Here is a 16,585-nt window from a genome sequence, read left to right as displayed (position 1 = left end):
CTCAGCGGTCACGCGACCAGCGCCCACCCGCCGCAGGGCTGTTCCGGCCGGGCCAGGCGCGCCCGGTACAGCTGCTCGACCACGTCTCGCGCCCACCGCATGCGGGGCACCGCTAACTCGGGGTGGTCGCCGTACTCGGCCGCGACCTGACCGGCGCAGCCGCGGACGCCGTACGCCCGCACCGCGACCCGGATCGCCGTCTCTACCACGGCCCGCACCGGCCGGCTGCCGGTGGCCAGTTGACTGGCGAACAACGCCTCGGCCCGCGCCGCGCTCAACAGGGTGATTGTGTTGGTGGTCATCGCGATCTCCTCCTTCGCACCGCTCCTGGTTGTAAGACCGGGTGACCCTCGAGGACTCATCGGTAAACTACGCCCGGGGTACGACAATTTCCGGATGTCGCTCAGCCGACCCGGGTGCCCGGTGTGACGAGCGTCGCCGGCACCGCGAACACCGCCAGAAACCACTCCGCGGCGAAGCACGCGACGCCCTCGCCACCGGTCAGCGCGGCGGTGATCCTCCCCGCCTGGATCGCCACGGTGGCGCCGGTGTTGCGGCAGCCGGGCAGGACGAACGCGAAGAGCCGGTTGCCCGGTCCGAGGTTGCGGGCGACCGCGGCCCGGGCCGCCCCGATCACTTCCGGCGGGGCGCCGGTGAGTCGGTCGATCTGGTCGGGGTCCGTCACCTCGGCCGCGCCGCCGGTGCCGGCGGTCGGGACCATGGCGAACGCGATGAGGGTCGGGGCCGGGACCGGAGAGGCGACAGGAGACGCGGCGGGAGCGGAGGACGCGGGGGCGCCGGAGGACGCGGCGGAAGCGACCGAGGGCAGGGGGACCGGGGCACCCGTCGACGGATGGGGCTCCGCCGACGGAGTGCCGCAGGCCGTGAGAAGGGCGCCCAACAGAACGGCGAGCGCTCTGGTGCGCGTCACCGATAAAGCTCTTCCCGGCGGGCGGCCAGGAACTCACGCTCGGCGGCGTTGTCGGCCAGCGCGATCGCGGACTCGTACGCCTGTGCCGCCGCGGCCGGCCGGTCCAATCGGCGGAGGAGGTCGGCGCGGGTCGCGTGCCAGGCGTGATAGGGGACGAGGTCGAGCGTGTCGACCACCGCCAGCCCCGCCGCCGGGCCCTCGACCTCGGCCAGCGCCACGGCGCGGTTGAGCGCCACGACCGGCGACGGCGCCACGACCATCAACTGGTCGTAGAGGGCGAGCACCTGCCGCCAGTCGGTGGCCGGGCCGTCGGTGTGGACGGCGTTGATCGCCGCGAGGATCTGGTAGTAGCCGGGCCGCTGCCGTCGCAGGCACTCGCGGACCAGCTCGTGCCCCTCCGCGATCAGCGGCCGGATCCACCGGCCGCGGTCCTGCTCGGCGAGCGGCACGAGCGTGTCGTCGTCGAACCGGGCCGGGCGGCGGGCGTCGGTGAGCAGCAGGAGCGCGAGCAGGCCGGCGACCTCGGGTTCGTCCGGGAGGAGCTGACGGAGCAGCCGGGCGAGCCGGATCGCCTCGGCGCACAGTTCCTCGCGGATCGGCGCGTCGCCGGTGGTGGCCAGGTAGCCCTGGTTGAAGACCAGGTAGATCACGGCGGCCACCGAGCCGACCCGGAACGGGAGGTCGTGGGCGAACGGCACCCCGAACGGGATGCGGGCGCCCTTGATCTTCCGTTTGGCCCGGGTGAGACGCTGGGCCATCGTCGTCTCCGGCACGACGAACGCCTGCGCGATCTCGTCCATCGACAGCCCGACGACCAGCCGGAGCGTGAGCGCCACCCGGGCCTCGACGGCCAGCGCCGGATGGCAGCACATGAAGATCAGCCGCAGCCGGTCGTCGTCGACGGCGCCGAGCGGGTCGGGCGGCTCCTGTGGGGTGAGCATGAGGGCCTCCTTCTGCCGGGCGTCGCGGACCGATTCCCGACGGATCCGGTCGAGCGCCCGGTTGCCGGCCGTGGTGACGAGCCAGGCGCCGGGATTGCGCGGCAACCCGTCCCGGCGCCAGGTCTGCACCGCGGCGAGGAGGGCCTCGCCGGTCGCCTCCTCGGCCAGGTCGACGTCGCGGAACCGGCGCACGAGCATGGCGACGACGCGGGCGTACTCGTCCCGCACGATCCGGTCGATGTCGGCGTCCGCGACGCCCGGGTGGTCGGTCACCCTTCCGGCTGGAAGGGACGCACCTCGACCGGGTGCGCGCACGCCTTGGACGCCCTGGTCGCCCAGCGCAGCGCCTCGTCGAGGTTGTCGGCCGTGATCACCCAGAAGCCCCCGAGGACCTCCTTCGTCTCAGCGAACGGCCCGTCGACCAGCACGGCCTCCGCGCCCCGCCCGTCGACGACCGTCGCGGTCTCCGCCGGCATCAGGCCGCCGCCGAACACCCAGATGCCGGCCTCGGTGATCTCGCGGTTGAACGCGTCGACGGCCTCGAACTGGGCCTGCATCTCCTCCGGTGACACGGTCGGGTAGCCGTCCCGATGGTGCACCGAGAGCATGTACTGGGTCATGCCGAAACTCCTTCGTTGACGTGGATCTCCACCTGGCTGTCCACGATGCTCACGCCGCCGGCGGTGAACGGTACCGGTTCGAGCACCAGCGAGGTGACTCCCGTGGACAGCGTCTCCGCGCTCACCGTGCGGAAGCCCGTCGCCGGCGCCTGCGGGTCGAAGAGGCGCTTGCCGGCGCCGACGGTGACCGGGAAGACCAGTAGACGGTAGACGTCGACCAGGCCGGCGGCGTGCAGGGTCGCGGCGAGCCGGGCGCTGCCGTGGATCTGGAGTTCGTCCCCGGGCTGCTCCTTGAGATCGCGGACGGCGGACAGCACGTCGCCGCGGACCACGGTGCTGTTCGTCCAGGTCGCGTCCGCGTCGGCGAGCGTGCCCGACACCACGTACTTGGGGCGGGTGTTGAGCGCCGCCGCGGCCGGGTTGGCGGGATCGGTGACGCCCGGCCAGAAGGCCGCCATGACCTGGTAGGTGAAGCGGCCGAAGAGGAGGGCCTCGGTGTGGTCGAACCAGGCGCCGACGACGCGTCCCCAATCGTCGCCGATGTGCGGCATCACCCAGCCGCCGCGGGTGAAGCCGCCGGACGGGTCCTCCTCGGCCCCGCCCGGGCTCTGCACCACGCCGTCGAGGGTCATGAACATGTTGACGCTGAGCTTCATCGCGGTCCTCCGTCGGTCCGGTGGGGCGCTCCTCCGTGAAGCGCCCTCACCGTGACGACGAAGTCCGCGACCGCCCTACGACACCGGCTCCGAACTTTTCTGCCGGAACGTGAGCGCCACGAGGAACGTGAGCGAGGCGATCAGCACCGACACCGTGAACGCCGAGGTCATCCCGTGTACCAGGGCGGCTCCCGCGTCGTGCCCGGTCCGCGCGGCGTCGCGGGTCGCCGCGCCGAACACGGTCACCAGGATCGACAGCCCGAGGGTCGCCCCGGTCTGCTGCATCGTCTGCAGCACGCCGCCGGCCGCACCGGCGTCCTGCGGCGGAACGGTCGCCATGATGACCGGGGTCAGCGGCACGAACCCGAGCCCGCCGCCGACGCCCATCAGCGTCATCGGTCCGAGCAGCGCGGTCACGTAGCTCGCGTCGGGTTCCAGTTGCGTCAGCCAGGCGAGGCCGGCGACCATCACCGCCGCGCCGGTCAGCGCCAGCGGCTTGGGACCGAAGCGGGGCAGCAGCCGGGGCACCAGGCGGGTCATCGCGAACATGCCGGCGGCCATCGGCAGGAACGCGAAGCCGGTCGCCAGCGCGCTGAAGCCGCGGAGATCCTGGAGGAACTGGGTCAGGAAGAAGAACATCGACATCATCGCGGCCGGGCCGAGGAAGAAGTTGGCGAAGCCGGCGGCGCGGTTGCGGTCCGCGAACAGCCGAATGGGCATCAGCGGTTGGGGTGACCGCGTCTCGACGGCCAGGAACGCCGCCAGCAGCACGACGCCGGCGCCCAGGGCGAGCAGCGCCCAGCGGTCCGACCAGCCCTCGCTCGCCGTGCGGATGAACGCGAACACCAGCGCGGCGACGCCGGTGCTGGCGGTGACCGCGCCGGGCAGGTCGAGCCGGGACGGGTGCCGTGCCGGCTCGGCGACGACGCGGGGCGCGATCAGCACGGCGGCGAGCCCGAAGGGCACGTTGATGAACAGCACCCACCGCCACGACGCGACCTCGGTCAGGAGGCCGCCGACGATCAGGCCGATCGCGAACCCGGCGCTGGCGACGCCGGACAGCAGCGTGAGGGCCCGGAGGCGCTCCCGCGCGTCGGTGAACGTCGTGGTGATCAGGGCGATCGTGTTCGGTCCGGCCGCGGCCGCGCCGACGCCCTGCAGGACGCGCGCGACCAGCAGCCATTCGGCCGACGTCGCGAAGCCGCCGGCGAGCGAGGCGACCGTGAACAGCGCGATGCCGCCGACGAACAACCGCCGCCGGCCGAGGATGTCGCCGGCCCGCCCGCCGAGCAGCAGCAGGCCGCCGAAGGCGAGCGTGTAGGAGTTCATCACCCAGGCCAGACCGGTACCGGAGAAGTGCAGGTCGGCGGCGATGCGCGGAAGCGCGACGTTCATGACGGTCGCGTCCAGGATGAGCATGAGCTGGCAGGTCACGATGACGATCAACGCGAACCGGTGCCGGGTGGCGGCCGGCTCGACCGGTGCGCCCGTCGGTGCGCCCGTCGGTGCGCCCGTCGGTGCGGCCGTGGGTCCGGCGGAGAGAGTCTGTTCGGACAAGAGCGTCCCCTGACGATCGGACATAAACGGAGACTGTCTCCGTTTCGACGCCGCTATCATATGGAGACGCTCTCCGGTTCTGCAACGATATTCGGAGACCGTCTCCGTTTCAACGGGAGGAGGGTCACGTGCCACCGATGCGGGCCGACGCGCGCCGCAACTACGAGCGGCTGGTCACCGCCGCCCGACAGGCGTTCACCGAGGACGGCGCCGCGGCCTACCTCGACGACATCGCCCGCCGCGCGAACGTCGGCCCCGGCACGCTGTACCGGCATTTCCCGACCCGCGAGGCGTTGCTGGCCGCGGTGTACCGCGGCGACGTCGACGCGATGGCCGACCGCGCCCGCGACCTGGCCGCCGAGCTTCCGCCCGCCGAGGCGCTGCACGCCTGGCTCCGGCTCCAGCTCGACTACATCAAGGCCAAGAAGGGCCTCGGTTCGGCGGTGAAGGCCATGCTCGCCGACGACTCCGAGACCCTGGCGTGGTGCAAGGACACCATGCGCGGGGCGCTGGGCGGCCTACTGGGCAGCGCCCAGGACGCCGGCCTCGTACGCACCGACGTCGACGCGACCACCGTGCTGCGCCTGGTGCACGGCGTCGGCCTGGCGAGCGAGGCCGCCCCGGAGGACGCCGACCGTCTCCTCTCCATCGTGCTCGACGGCCTCCGCCCACCACCGGCGGCCGGCTGACCCGCGCCGCCGCGCTGCCGGTCGGGGGCGGGGCCGGGTCGGGACCGGGGCGTTACATGGTGCGTAGCGCGTCTGTCGGGGGGACCCGGGCGGCGCGCAGGGCCGGGTAGAGGCCGGCGATCGCGCCCGCGACCAGCGACACCCCGACGCCTCCCCACACCGCCTCCGCCGGCACGAGCACGCCCCAGCCCCGGTCCAGCGCGATGACGCCCGTCACCGCGACGCCGATGGCGACGCCGGCCAGCCCGCCGATCGTCGACAGCACGAGCGACTCGGTGAGGAACTGCGCCGCGACGTGGCCGCGGGCGGCGCCCAGCGCGCGGCGCACCCCGATCTCCGTCCGCCGCTCCAGCACCGAGATCACCATGACGTTGGCGATCCCGATCGCCCCGACGAGCAGCGCGATCGCGCCAAGCCCGAGGAAGAGCGCCGACCCCGCCTCCTTGACGGCGACCTCGGCGGCGAGCGCGTCGGACGGTCGGCTGACCCGCACCCGCGACGGCTGCCCGGGGTTCGCCGCCCGGTGCAGGAGCCCGGCGACGCGGGTCACCCGGTCCGGATCGGCCCGCAGGTAGATGCGGCTCGGAACGCCGTCGTAGCCGAGCAGGTCGGCGGCGGACGCGAACGACACGAGCGCGGCGTGGTCGATCTCCGGTGCGAGCGGGAGCGGGTCGAGGATGCCGACGACGGTGTACCAGTGCCCGCCCAGCCATACCCGGGGGCTGCTGGCCACGTCGTCGACGCCGAGCGCGGTGGCGGCCGCGGCGCCGAGCACGGTGACGGGGTACCGGCCGTCGTCGAGGAAGGTGCCGGTGCGCACCGCGCCGTCGAGCGTGCGGAGCAGGGACGCGTCGCAGGCCCGCACGGACAGGCCACCGGTTCGGCCGGAAGGCATGCGGTCGTTGCGGTAGACGTTGACCGCGCCGAGCCGGGCGGTCGGCGCCACCGACAGCACGTCGGGGACCATGCCGATCATCGGCGCGGCGGTGGCCGGGAGCGGCTGCTCGGTGCCGTCGCGCTCGACGCCGACGACGACGGTCAACAGGTTGGTGCCGAGGCGGTCGAGCTGGGCCAGGACGTGGGACTGGCTCGACCGGGTGACGCCGAGAACGGCGACGATCGACGCGATCCCGATCGCGATGCCCAGCCCGGACAGCAGCGCCCGGACCGTCCGGAATCGCAGGCCCAGCGTTCCCAACGGCAGCAGGTCAGCCGGCCGAAGAACGCTCCGCGGCGCGGTAGGGGGAAGCTCACGACTGGGCACGTGGCACCCGCACCTGCTGGCCCTCGGCCAGGCCCGGCCCGCTGACCTCGACCAGACCGGCCTGCTCGTCGAAGATCCCGACCCGCACCGCGACCCGCCGGGTCGTCGCGCCGTCGACCACGACGACCTCGTACCCGCCGTCGGGCACCGGATTCAGCGCGGTGACGGGCACCGCGAGCACCGTCGACCGCGCGGTGACGGTGACCGCCACCTGCACCTGCGTCTGGTCCATGAACCCGGTGACCGCCGCGCCCTGTAGCCGCACCGTGACCGGCGCCGACGGCTGGCTCGCGCCACCACCCCCGTTCGGCGCCGGCGCCTCGGTCGGTGTGGTGACCGCGCCGATGCTCACGATCGTCCCGTCGTGGGTCTTCCCGTCGGGAAGCGTGACGACCACCGCGTCGCCGACCTTCGCGTTCGGAAGCTGCCGGGGCACGAGCTGGAACGTGACGGCCGGGTCGGCTCCGGTGCCACGCGCGACGACAGCTCCCGGCTCGACCCGCGCGCCCACCGGTAGCTCGGCGGCGGCGACCCGGACCGCGCCCGGCGCGAACACCACGCGGCCGAGCGGCACCGAACCGGTGACCGGCAGCCCGGACCTGCGCTGCCACCGGCGCACGGCGTCGGCGGTGGCGGCGGAGAAGTGCCGGTCGACGGTCACCCCGGCCCCGTGGCCCAGCTGGACCAGGTTGGCCTCCAGCTGTTCGACGTCGGCGCCGTCGGTCATGCCGGGTTCGAACGGCCGCCACGGTGGGCGGCTGCCGTACAGCAGCACCACCGGCAGCCCGTCGACCTCGTAGGCCGCCCCGCCCCGACCGATGATCTCGCCGACCGTCGGCACGCGGGTCAGGACGCCCTCGCCGGGCGCGGCCACGGCGGTCGGTCCGGCGTAGCCGAGGGTTCCGGTGACCCAGCGGCGCTCGGCGAGGTCGCCGCGCCGGACCTCCGCCGTCGACCCGGATGCCGCCGCCCGCGGGCTCGCCGCCGGCCCGCCCTGGCCCGCCACGACGGCGTAACCGGCCGTGCCGGCCACGCCGGCGACCGTCACCGCCGACACGATTGTCATTCGCCTGCGCCTCATCGCCACACGATGGCCGGGCGCACCGGAGCCGGACCGCCCCCAAAGGTCTCCGATTTACGCCCACTTTCGGCGTGCCCGCAGGCGCGGCCGCTGCGTAGCGTGGGGGGCCAAATCTTCCTGTCCGGAGGCGACCATGCTCTCCCGGTTCGGCCTGCGTTCGCGCATGGCGGTGTCGTACGTACTGGTCTCGGCCGCGGCGGTGCTGGTCGTCGAGGCTGTGGCGCTCGCCGCCGTGGCGCCGCGCGTCCTGGCCGCGCGCGAGAGTGTGCAGAGGGCGCGCGAGCGGTTGGTCGAGGCCGAGGCCGACGCGGTGCGGTACAAGGCCGAGCGACTCGTCGTGGAGACCGCCGTAGCGATCCGCGCGGCGGCCGCCCGCACCATCGCCTCGGCGGCGGGCAGATCCGACGCGGAGATGCTCGCGGACGCGTTGAGCGCCGACCGGCTCGACAAGGGCTTCGACCCGGCGCACGACCTCGGGGGCAATCCGGTCTGGCTGCTGGCGGTGACGACTGTCGACGGTCACGTGGTCGGCAGCACCGCCGAGAGCGCCCTCGCGCGCGGTGCCGTCGTCGCCGAGGTGGCGGGCGGCGGGTCGACCCGCAGCGGCCGGACCATCGTGTCCGGACGCGCCGCCGGCTGGGCCGTCACGCCGGTCCGGGTCACCGACGCCGGCGGCGCCGATCGGGTGGCGGGCGCCGTCTACGCGCGGATGCTCGTCGAGACGAACGGTGCCGGCAAGGCCGGCGTCGGGAAGGACGGCGCCGCGAAGAACGGCGCCGCGAAGGACAGGGCATCGGTGGACGCCGGTGACGACGTCGGGTTCGGCGGACTGCTCCTGCCCGGTGGCGTCGTGCTGCTCCTGCTGGTGCCGGTCGGTGTGCTGTTCGGCCTGCTGAGCACGGGCCCCCTGATCCGGCGCATCCGGCGGTTGGCCGCGGGCACGTCGACGATGGCCGACGGCGACCTCGGCACCCGGCTGCCGGTCTCCGGCAACGACGAGGTGGCGATGCTCGAACGGTCCTTCAACGCGATGGCCGAGCGGCTGGAGAAGGCCGTCGCGGCCCAGCGGGCGGTGGCCGGCGCCGACGCCCGGCGGGCGGAGCGGACGCGGATCACCCGGGAGCTGCACGACTCGATCTCCCAGCACCTCTTCTCGGCCAGCATGGTGGCCGGCGGACTCCGCAAGGCGCTGCCGTCCGGGTCGGAACTGCGCCACCAGGCGGAGTCCCTGGAGCGGTCGCTGGAGCACACGAAACGGGAGATGCGGGCCATGCTGCTCGAGCTGCGGCCGGTCGCGCTGGAGGACGCCGGCCTGGCGGCGGCCCTCGACGAGCTGTGCCGGTCCTACCGGATCGGTCTCGGCATCACCGCCACCGCCCGCGTCGACGGCGACGGGCTGGCCGCCGCGGTCGAGCACGCGGTGCTGCGGGTGGTGCAGGAGGCGGTCGGCAACGCGGTGCGCCACGGCCGGCCGACCACCGTCGAGGTCGAGGTGGTCCGGGCCGGCGGCCAGGTCGCGGTGACGGTTCGCGACGACGGGCTGGGCTTCGAGCCGGGCGCCGGTGACCGGCACGGGATGGGACTCGACCTGATGCGCGACCGCGTCGGCGAACTGGCCGGCACCGTCGACGTGGCGAGCGCGCCCGCGCAGGGGACGACGGTGCGGGTCCTCATTCCGGCCGATGCCGCATGATCAGGATCCTCATCGTCGACGACCATGAGGTGGTCCGGCAGGGGCTGCGGTTCGCACTGCGGCAGGAGCCGGACCTCGCCGTGGTCGACGAGTGCGGCGACGGCACCACCGCGCTCGACCGGATCGCTCGCCTCCGGCCCGACGTGGTGCTGCTCGACATGGTGATGCCGGGGCTCGACGGGCTGGCCGTCCTGCACGCTCTCCGCGAACGGAACGACCCGGCGGCGGTCGTCGTGCTGACGTCGTACCCGGCCGAGGACCGGGCCATGGACGCCGTACGGGCCGGCGCCGTCTCGTACCTGTCGAAGAGCACGGCCGTCGACCGGGTCGTCGAGGCGGTCCGCGCGGCGGCCGCAGGCGGCAGCGTGCTCGACCCCGACGTGGCAGGGTTGCTGGTCCGCGGCGTGCGCGCGGGCGACCCGGGTCCGCTCGCCCGGCTGTCGGCCCGCGAGCGCGACGTGCTGGCGCTGCTGTCGCGCGGGCGGTCGAACCGGGAGATCGCCCGTGCCCTCAACCTCGGCGAGCAGACGGTGAAGTCGTACGTGTCGAGCGTGCTGACGAAACTCGGTCTCCAGGATCGCACCCAGGCCGCGATCTTCGGCCTGCAGCAGGGGCTGGTCCCGCTGGGCGACGCCCTCCGGGACCCGGACGGCTAGCCGATCCGGCCGTCGGTCATCTCCACCGACGTGTGGCACGCGGCGGCCACCGTCTCCTCGTGCGTGACGATGACGAACGTGACGCCCTCGGCGTTGAGTTCCCGGATCAGCCCGAGAACCTCGGCGCCGGTGGCCGAGTCGAGGTTGCCGGTCGGCTCGTCGGCGAACACGATCGCGGGCCGGCCGACCAGCGCCCGCGCGATGGCGACCCGCTGGCGTTCGCCGCCGGAGAGTTTGGTGACCCGGTGCCGCGTCCGGTGCCCGAGCCCGACCCGGTCGAGTGCGGCGGCGGCCGCGGCCCGGCGGGCGCGGGGCGGCACGCCGCGGTAGATCAGGGCGGTTGCCACGTTGTCCACCGCCGTCAACGACTCCAGCAGGTGGAACTGCTGGAATACGACGCCGACCCGGTGTGCCCGCAGGCCGGTCAGCTCCCGGTCGGTGAGCGTCTCGACGGCGAAGCCGTCCAGGCGGACGGTGCCGCCGGTCGGCCGGTCGAGCGCCGCCATCAGGTTCAGCAGCGTCGACTTGCCCGATCCGGACGGCCCGCGGACGGCGAGCATGGCTCCCGCCGCCACGGCGAGGCTCACCCCGCGAACCGATTCCACCGGCGGGTCACCGGGGTAGACCTTCCGGACGTCGTGCAACTCCAGCACCGTCACCGCGCACCTCCCGCGTCCACTATCGATGCCGCACGCCGACGCACCCACCCCCGACCGTCGGCCCGAACGGCCCTCCTTCGCGGGTACCGGCGACACCGGCGGCTCCGGGAGGGTCACACCATGACGCGACGGATACTCGCGGTCGTCGCCACCGTGGCGATCGCCCTGGCCGGATGCACCGACGGTGGTGGGGGGAACGCGGCCGCCTCGCCCACCGCCAGCTCCAACGAGGCGGCCGCTCTCGAACTGGCGAAGTGCATGCGCGCCAACGGTTTCCCGAACTTCCCGGACCCCGTCAAGGACGACCGGGGCCGCTGGAACTTCCCGCCCGAGGCCGCCGGTGACTGGCAACCGGCCGAGGCGTGCCGGCCGCTGGTCCACGACTGGAAGATCGCCTTCTCCGACGAGAAGGCATTGACCGCCGAGGAGCTGGCGAAGCTGCGCGAGTACGTCACCTGTATGCGTCAGCACGGCATCGAGGACTTCCCGGACCCCGACGCGGACGGCAACCTCGAACTGCCCGACCGGTTGCGGACGCTGGCCGACAACCAGGATCCGACGTTCGCCGCCGCCGCCAAGGCGTGCGAGTCGTTCCTGCCGCCGAAGAGCGCCGGCAAGGGCGGATCATGAGCCGGCCGGTTCCGGCTCGCGGCGGGGCGTCGGCTCCCGGCCGGGTGTCAGGCCAGGACGGCGCCGCCGGCGATGTCGACGATGACGCCGGTGATCCAGCTCGACTCGTCCGACGCCAGGAACAGCGCGGCACGGGCCACGTCCGCCGGGGTGCCCAGCCGGCGCAGCGGGTGCGCCTCGGCCAGCGAGCGCTGGACGTCTTCCGGGATCCATCCCTTGTTCGTGTCGGTGAGGATCGTCTCCGGCGCGAGGCAGTTGGCCCGGATGCCGAACGGGCCGGCCTGCGCCGCCAGGTCCTGGGTGAACAGTTGGACGCCGGCCTTGGCCGCCGCGTAGGCGACGATCGTGCGGTCGCTGGGCTTGCGTCCGGCCGCCGACGACACGGTGATGATGTTTCCGGTGCGGCGCTCCTTCATGTGCGGCAGGAAGCATTTGACCGTCAGGAACGTGCCGGTCAGCGTGCGGTCGACGTCGGCGCGCCAGGACTCCTCGGTGATGTCCTCGATGGGCTGGGGCCGGCTGCTCGTGCTCCCGGCGTTGGCGACCAGCACGTCGACCCGGCCGTAGGCGGCCAGGATCCGCTCGCGCATCCGGTCGAGGTCGGCCGCCACCGTGATGTCACCGGTGACGGCGATGGCCTCGCCGCCGGCGTCGACGATCCCGGCGCGCAGCCGGTCGAGCGCCGCTTCGTCGCGCCCGTGCAGCACCACCCGGGCACCGGCCTGCGCGAAATGGGTCGCGATCGCCGCGCCGATGCCGCGCGAACTGCCGGTCACCAGGGCCACCTTGCCCGTCAGGCTGGTCATCACCGGACACCTCCCGTCGAAACGCTGTCGACGTCGAGCCTGCCCGGCGGCGGTCGACCCCGCGTCGGCCCGGCGACGACACCCGCCCTACGCCCGTCGACGTACCACCGCCGCGGCGGCGAGCAGCGCACCCGCGACGGTGCCGAGGATCCGGGCGGACAGCACCGCCGGCCGCGGCACCGGAGGCAGGAACGGGACGATCCGCTCGCGGGTCGCCGGCACCAGCACCGAGGCCGCCGCGCCCACGGTGCCGACCGCTGCGGCCGTCCCGAAGAAGAGTCGCCGGCGGCGCGCGACCGCCGGCGCCGGGCCGTGCCACGCGACGACGCGCCGGCGGCGGCCGACCTCGGCGGACATCGCCAGCCAGGCGGCCGCGCCCACCGCGCTCGACGCCAGGTGCAGCGGCATCCACGCCGGCACCCCGGGCCGCACCTCGCGCCGCAGCGCCGGGATGCCGACGCGGGTGCCGGGAACGCGGTCGTGGGTGACGTGGTCCCACGCGACGTGGCTGGCGGCTCCGAGCAACGCCGAGGCGGCCGTGACCCACACCGGGTGCCGCACCCTGCCGAGGGCGCCGTAGTCCCGGACCGCGAACGGCCCGAACGTCGGCAGGTGCGCGGCGACCGTCGGCGCCGCCCGACGCACGAGCCGGGCGGCGACGATCGTGGCCGGCACCGAGGCGAGCACGCCCCACCACGTGTGGCCGTAGGTGAACGGCGGCCGGCAGCTGCCCAGCGCGTACGGCAGGTCCGGCGCCGCGGCCCCGATCACCAACGCGACCCCGTCGAACCGGTCCGGTCGCCACAGCTTCAGCGGCAGCACGGCGGCGGCGTGTGAGGGGAACGTGGCCGGCACGGCGTCAGGCGAAGTCGGCGGCGGTCATGCCGGCCGGGTGGCCGGGCGGCCACTGCACGAGCTCGATGCGGTAGCCGTCGGGATCGGTCAGCCACGCCGTCCACATGCCTTCCCCGTGGTCGGTCGGCGGCTCGGCCGGGACACCCTTGGCCGCGAGGTCGGCGACCGCGGCCCGCATGTCGTCCACCTGGATGATCAGGTGGTTGACGGCGCCGGTATCGGTGACCGGCCGGGCGGGATCGTGTACGAGTTCGAGGCTGATGAACGGGTCGCCGGGCAGTTGGAGCATGGTGAGGCTGCCGAACGGCGTCGCCGGAACCCGGCCGCGCTCGGCGTACCCGACGGCGGAGTAGAAGGCGAGCGAGCGGTCCAGGTCGGTGACCCGCAGTCCGAGGTGCAGCATCCGCATCCCGGCACCCTAATGCGCGACTCGACTTTCGGTCGGCGACCCGGGTCCACAGGGAACCCGACGACGCTGATCTTGCAGTTGTGGTGCTCCATGAACGGGACCAAAGCGCGGCAACCTGCTGCGGGTTCTTGCTGGACAGTTGATCATCTCGGCGCGGGGGTTGTGGACAGGAGGAGGGTGGCGGTGGCGGCGAACGCGGCCGCGCCCACGAAGACCAGGCCGGGGGACGCGTGGGCGAGCGTCCAGCCGAAGGCCGCCCCCGCCGTCACCGGTACCAGCGTCTCGGCGATCGCGCCGATGCCGGTCAGCGCGCCCTGCACGGTGCCTTGCTCGTCGGCCCGGGCGCTGCGGGAGATCCACGACTGCGCGGCCGCGCCGCCGACCGAGCCGAGGACGCCGACCGCCAGTAGGGCGTAGAGCATCCACGGCGCGGTCACCAACGCCATGCCCGCCAGGGTCAGGACGCCGAGCAGGCTGCCCGCCACCGCCGCGCGCTTGTCGCCGAGCCGGGCCACGATCGGGCCGGTGGCCCGGGCCTGGAAGGCCGCGCCGGCGAGCGCGCCGGCCGCCATCACGACGCCGACGTGCGCGGTGCTCCACGCGAACCGGTGGGTGAGGAAGAAGGCCCAGGTCGACTGGTGGGTCATGCGGGCGATGTCGGCGTGGAAGCGGGCGTGGGCGAGCCGACCGAGCACCGGCCGGCGCAGCACCGCGACGATGGCGCCGACCGGGTTCGCCATCCGCAGGGTGAGCGGGGTGGTCCGGTCGCCGGGCCGCGACTCGGGCAGGACGAACCAGCCGTAGGCGACGTTGGTGAAGCACAGCATGGCCGCGGCGAGGAACGGCAGGCGTACGTCGACGCCGCCGAGCAGGCCGCCGACGACCGGACCGGCGACGAACCCCAGCCCGAACGCGGAACCGACCAGCCCGTACGCGCGCGCCCGCGCACCGGGTGCGGTGATGTCGGCGATGTACGCGTTGACGACGGTGCCCGTCCCCGCGCTGGCGCCGGCGAGGGCGTGGAACGCCAGCAGCGTCCACGGGTCGGGGGTCATCGCGTGCGCGAGCCAGTCGACGCCGAGGCAGCCCAGCGACACGAGCAGCACCGGCCGCCGGCCGTACCGGTCGGAGAGCCGCCCGAGCAGCGGCGAGGCGACGAACTGCAGCAGGCCGTAGACCGAGCCGAGCGCGCCCGACCAGAACACGGCGCTGACGGCGTCGCCGGTGACGGCCGTCATCAGGGCCGGCACGATCGGCACGATCAGGCCGAGCCCGAGCATGTCGACGAAGACGGTGACGAGGAGGAAGGAGAGGGCGGGTGCCCGGCGCATTTCGGCTCCTGAGACGGGAGGGGGCAGGGCCCCCTCGCGACTCACGGCTCGCCGAAGGTACGGAGGATCAGATTATCGAGGCTGTCAAATTGTTTTTTTGGACGACTCTGTAGGGAGCGGAGACTACGGAGTTCTGCGTATGGATCCGGCTCCGGGCCGGTGGTGGGGTGGTGCCCGCCCGCACCTCGTCCAGATCCGGAGCATGCGCATGTTCGTCGATCCACTCCAGCCCCGGCACCGCGTGATCGCGGCGTTCGCGCTGGCGCTCGTCACCGCGATGATCGTCACCTCGCCACCGACGGCCCGGACCGCCGCGGCGGGGCCGACCACCCGAACAAGCACCACGACCCTCGCCTGGGGTGACTGCGGACCCGGCTTCGCGGTGGGCTTCGACTGCGCCACCGCCCGTGTCCCCCGCGACTACGACCACCCGCGCGGGCCGACGATCGACCTGGCGGTGGTGCGCTGGCGGGCGAAGGACCGGGCCAACCGGATCGGCTCGCTGTTCGTGAACCCGGGTGGGCCGGGCGGCTCGGGCCTGGAGTTCCTGCGCACGGCGCCGCCGGGTGCGCTCGACGCGTTCGGCCGCTTCGACGTGGTGAGCTGGGACCCGCGCGGCGTCGGCGCGAGCCGCCCGGCCGTCGACTGCCTGACCGACGACGAGCAGAACGCCGACCCGGCCGGGGGCAGGTTCGTGCGCCCGGGCGAGGCCGACAAGGCGGCGCTGCTGCGCGAGGCGAAGGAGTACGTCGCCCGGTGCGTGGCCCGCAACGCCGGCATCATGCCGTACCTGAGCACCGCGAACACCGCCCGCGACCTGGACCTGCTGCGGGCCGCGGTCGGCGACCCGAAGCTCAACTACATCGGGTTGTCGTACGGGACCATGATCGGCGCGACGTACGCCAGCCTGTTCCCGGGCCGCACCCGCGCCATGCTGATGGACGCGCCGATCGACCCCGACGTGTGGACGAACCGCCCGTTCGAGGCGACCCGGGAGCAGACCGCCGGTTTCGAGGACTCGCTGCGGCGCTTCCTCACCGGCTGCGGGAGCGCGTGCGGTGCCGACCCGCAGAACGCGTTCGACGACCTGGTGGCGGCGATGAACCGCACCCCGCTGCCGGCGCCGGGAGCGACCCACCACGAGCCGGTGACCGGTGACGAGGTGCTCGTCGTCGCGCTGGAACTCCTGTACGGCAAGCGGAACTGGCCGGTGCTCGCCGCCGCGCTGCGGCAGGCCGCCACCGGCGACGCCAGCCTGTTCCGGGACCTCGCCGACCAGCTCGCCGGCCGGAACGCCGACGGCACGTGGCCGCCCAGCGGCGCGTTCTTCGCGACGACCGCGCAGGACTACCGGATCGACCGCGACACCGACCACTACATGGACGCCGGCCGGCACGGCCACGCGATGTCGCCGCACTTCTGGTGGATCTCGGGCTACTACGACCTCCCGTACGCGGCGTACCCGCTGCCGCAGCGCTCGACGTTCCGCGGCCCGTTCCGGCACGACGCGTCGGCGCCGCCGATGCTCGTCATCGCCGGCACGCACGACCCGGCGACCCCGTACGTGTGGGGCGAGCGGTACGTCGCGCAACTCGGCAACGCCCGGCTGCTGACCTGGCGGAGCGACGGGCACGGCTCGCTGACGTCGTTCGACCCGTGCGTCCTGCAGGCGAGCCTGGCGTACCTGACCGACCTGGTGCTGCCGGCCGCGGGCACCGTGTGCGCGCAGCAGAACGCGGCCGCCGCCCGGGGCACCGCACCGCCGGAGTGGCGCCTGCCGCGCGTCCACTGAAAGATCTTGAAATGG

At 73.9% G+C, this 16,585-nt stretch carries 18 protein-coding genes; 5 read left to right on the top strand and 13 right to left on the bottom strand.

Features of this window, described 5'->3' with window-relative positions; translation table 11 throughout:
- Positions 1-8: 8 nt before the first annotated feature.
- The 6 genes from Vau01_RS11945 to Vau01_RS11920 all read right to left on the bottom strand — a co-directional run bounded on the left by Vau01_RS11945 (position 9) and on the right by Vau01_RS11920 (position 4,705).
- Positions 9-302 carry a hypothetical protein gene (locus tag Vau01_RS11945; RefSeq protein WP_203990747.1) on the bottom strand — a complete coding sequence of 98 codons (294 nt, stop codon included), beginning with the start codon at positions 300-302 and terminating at the stop codon, positions 9-11.
- A gap of 101 nt (positions 303-403) precedes the next feature.
- On the bottom strand, positions 404-931 hold the full coding sequence (locus tag Vau01_RS11940; RefSeq protein WP_203990744.1) for a hypothetical protein: 528 nt from the start codon (positions 929-931) through the stop codon (positions 404-406).
- Complete coding sequence (locus Vau01_RS11935) at positions 928-2,145, bottom strand: RNA polymerase sigma factor (protein ID WP_203990742.1); 1,218 nt, start codon at positions 2,143-2,145, stop codon at positions 928-930. Before Vau01_RS11935 ends, Vau01_RS11940 begins: the two co-directional genes overlap by 4 nt.
- The gene (locus Vau01_RS11930; protein ID WP_203990739.1) at positions 2,142-2,492 is read right to left on the bottom strand and encodes a YciI family protein; all 351 of its coding nucleotides are present in this window, start codon (positions 2,490-2,492) and stop codon (positions 2,142-2,144) included. Before Vau01_RS11930 ends, Vau01_RS11935 begins: the two co-directional genes overlap by 4 nt.
- Positions 2,489-3,148 carry a dihydrofolate reductase family protein gene (locus Vau01_RS11925; protein ID WP_203990737.1) on the bottom strand — a complete coding sequence of 220 codons (660 nt, stop codon included), beginning with the start codon at positions 3,146-3,148 and terminating at the stop codon, positions 2,489-2,491. The genes Vau01_RS11930 and Vau01_RS11925 overlap by 4 nt, the downstream gene beginning before the upstream one ends.
- A 75-nt stretch (positions 3,149-3,223) precedes the next feature.
- On the bottom strand, positions 3,224-4,705 hold the full coding sequence (locus Vau01_RS11920; RefSeq protein ID WP_239151506.1) for an MFS transporter: 1,482 nt from the start codon (positions 4,703-4,705) through the stop codon (positions 3,224-3,226).
- Between the two features lie 137 nt (positions 4,706-4,842).
- Here Vau01_RS11920 and Vau01_RS11915 point away from each other — a divergent pair, with 137 nt between their 5' ends.
- The gene (locus tag Vau01_RS11915; RefSeq protein WP_203991084.1) at positions 4,843-5,394 is read left to right on the top strand and encodes a TetR/AcrR family transcriptional regulator; all 552 of its coding nucleotides are present in this window, start codon (positions 4,843-4,845) and stop codon (positions 5,392-5,394) included.
- Between the two features lie 52 nt (positions 5,395-5,446).
- Here Vau01_RS11915 and Vau01_RS11910 read toward each other — a convergent pair whose 3' ends face one another.
- Together Vau01_RS11910 and Vau01_RS11905 are read right to left on the bottom strand one after the other, a co-directional pair.
- Complete coding sequence (locus Vau01_RS11910) at positions 5,447-6,592, bottom strand: ABC transporter permease (protein WP_203990734.1); 1,146 nt, start codon at positions 6,590-6,592, stop codon at positions 5,447-5,449.
- A gap of 52 nt (positions 6,593-6,644) precedes the next feature.
- Complete coding sequence (locus Vau01_RS11905; RefSeq protein ID WP_203990732.1) at positions 6,645-7,724, bottom strand: peptidoglycan-binding protein; 1,080 nt, start codon at positions 7,722-7,724, stop codon at positions 6,645-6,647.
- A gap of 148 nt (positions 7,725-7,872) precedes the next feature.
- Between Vau01_RS11905 and Vau01_RS11900 the strand changes: the two genes are divergently transcribed.
- A complete protein-coding gene (locus tag Vau01_RS11900) occupies positions 7,873-9,432 on the top strand; it encodes a HAMP domain-containing sensor histidine kinase (protein WP_203990730.1) in 1,560 nt (519 codons plus the stop codon).
- Positions 9,429-10,088: a response regulator gene (locus tag Vau01_RS11895; RefSeq protein WP_203990728.1), complete on the top strand. Its 660-nt coding sequence runs from the start codon at positions 9,429-9,431 to the stop codon at positions 10,086-10,088. Before Vau01_RS11900 ends, Vau01_RS11895 begins: the two co-directional genes overlap by 4 nt.
- Here Vau01_RS11895 and Vau01_RS11890 read toward each other — a convergent pair.
- Positions 10,085-10,747 (bottom strand): ABC transporter ATP-binding protein, encoded by a 663-nt coding sequence (locus tag Vau01_RS11890; protein ID WP_308440452.1) that lies wholly within the window; start codon positions 10,745-10,747, stop codon positions 10,085-10,087. The genes Vau01_RS11895 and Vau01_RS11890 overlap by 4 nt on opposite strands.
- A gap of 120 nt (positions 10,748-10,867) precedes the next feature.
- Here Vau01_RS11890 and Vau01_RS11885 point away from each other — a divergent pair, with 120 nt between their 5' ends.
- The gene (locus Vau01_RS11885) at positions 10,868-11,377 is read left to right on the top strand and encodes a hypothetical protein (RefSeq protein ID WP_203990726.1); all 510 of its coding nucleotides are present in this window, start codon (positions 10,868-10,870) and stop codon (positions 11,375-11,377) included.
- A 47-nt stretch (positions 11,378-11,424) separates the two neighbouring features.
- On the opposite strand, the gene Vau01_RS11880 is transcribed toward Vau01_RS11885, so the two are convergent.
- The 4 genes from Vau01_RS11880 to Vau01_RS11865 all read right to left on the bottom strand — a co-directional run bounded on the left by Vau01_RS11880 (position 11,425) and on the right by Vau01_RS11865 (position 14,778).
- Positions 11,425-12,183, bottom strand: coding sequence for an SDR family NAD(P)-dependent oxidoreductase (locus Vau01_RS11880; RefSeq protein ID WP_203990723.1), 759 nt, complete (start codon positions 12,181-12,183; stop codon positions 11,425-11,427).
- Positions 12,184-12,270: 87 nt separating this feature from the next.
- Positions 12,271-13,038, bottom strand: coding sequence for a DUF4184 family protein (locus Vau01_RS11875; RefSeq protein ID WP_203990719.1), 768 nt, complete (start codon positions 13,036-13,038; stop codon positions 12,271-12,273).
- A 4-nt stretch (positions 13,039-13,042) separates the two neighbouring features.
- On the bottom strand, positions 13,043-13,447 hold the full coding sequence (locus Vau01_RS11870) for a VOC family protein (RefSeq protein WP_203990716.1): 405 nt from the start codon (positions 13,445-13,447) through the stop codon (positions 13,043-13,045).
- Between the two features lie 143 nt (positions 13,448-13,590).
- Positions 13,591-14,778, bottom strand: a complete 1,188-nt coding sequence (locus Vau01_RS11865) for an MFS transporter (RefSeq protein ID WP_203990713.1) — start codon at positions 14,776-14,778, stop codon at positions 13,591-13,593.
- Positions 14,779-14,917: 139 nt separating this feature from the next.
- On the opposite strand from Vau01_RS11865, the gene Vau01_RS11860 reads away from it, so the two are divergent.
- A complete protein-coding gene (locus Vau01_RS11860) occupies positions 14,918-16,570 on the top strand; it encodes an alpha/beta hydrolase (RefSeq protein ID WP_203990710.1) in 1,653 nt (550 codons plus the stop codon).
- The last annotated feature ends 15 nt before the right edge of the window (positions 16,571-16,585 follow it).

Origin of the sequence: Virgisporangium aurantiacum (assembly GCF_016863635.1) — a bacterium.
Lineage (GTDB): Bacteria > Actinomycetota > Actinomycetes > Mycobacteriales > Micromonosporaceae > Virgisporangium > Virgisporangium aurantiacum.
The sequence above is the reverse complement of the archived record's forward strand: the minus strand, read 5'-3'. Positions and strand labels throughout refer to the sequence as shown.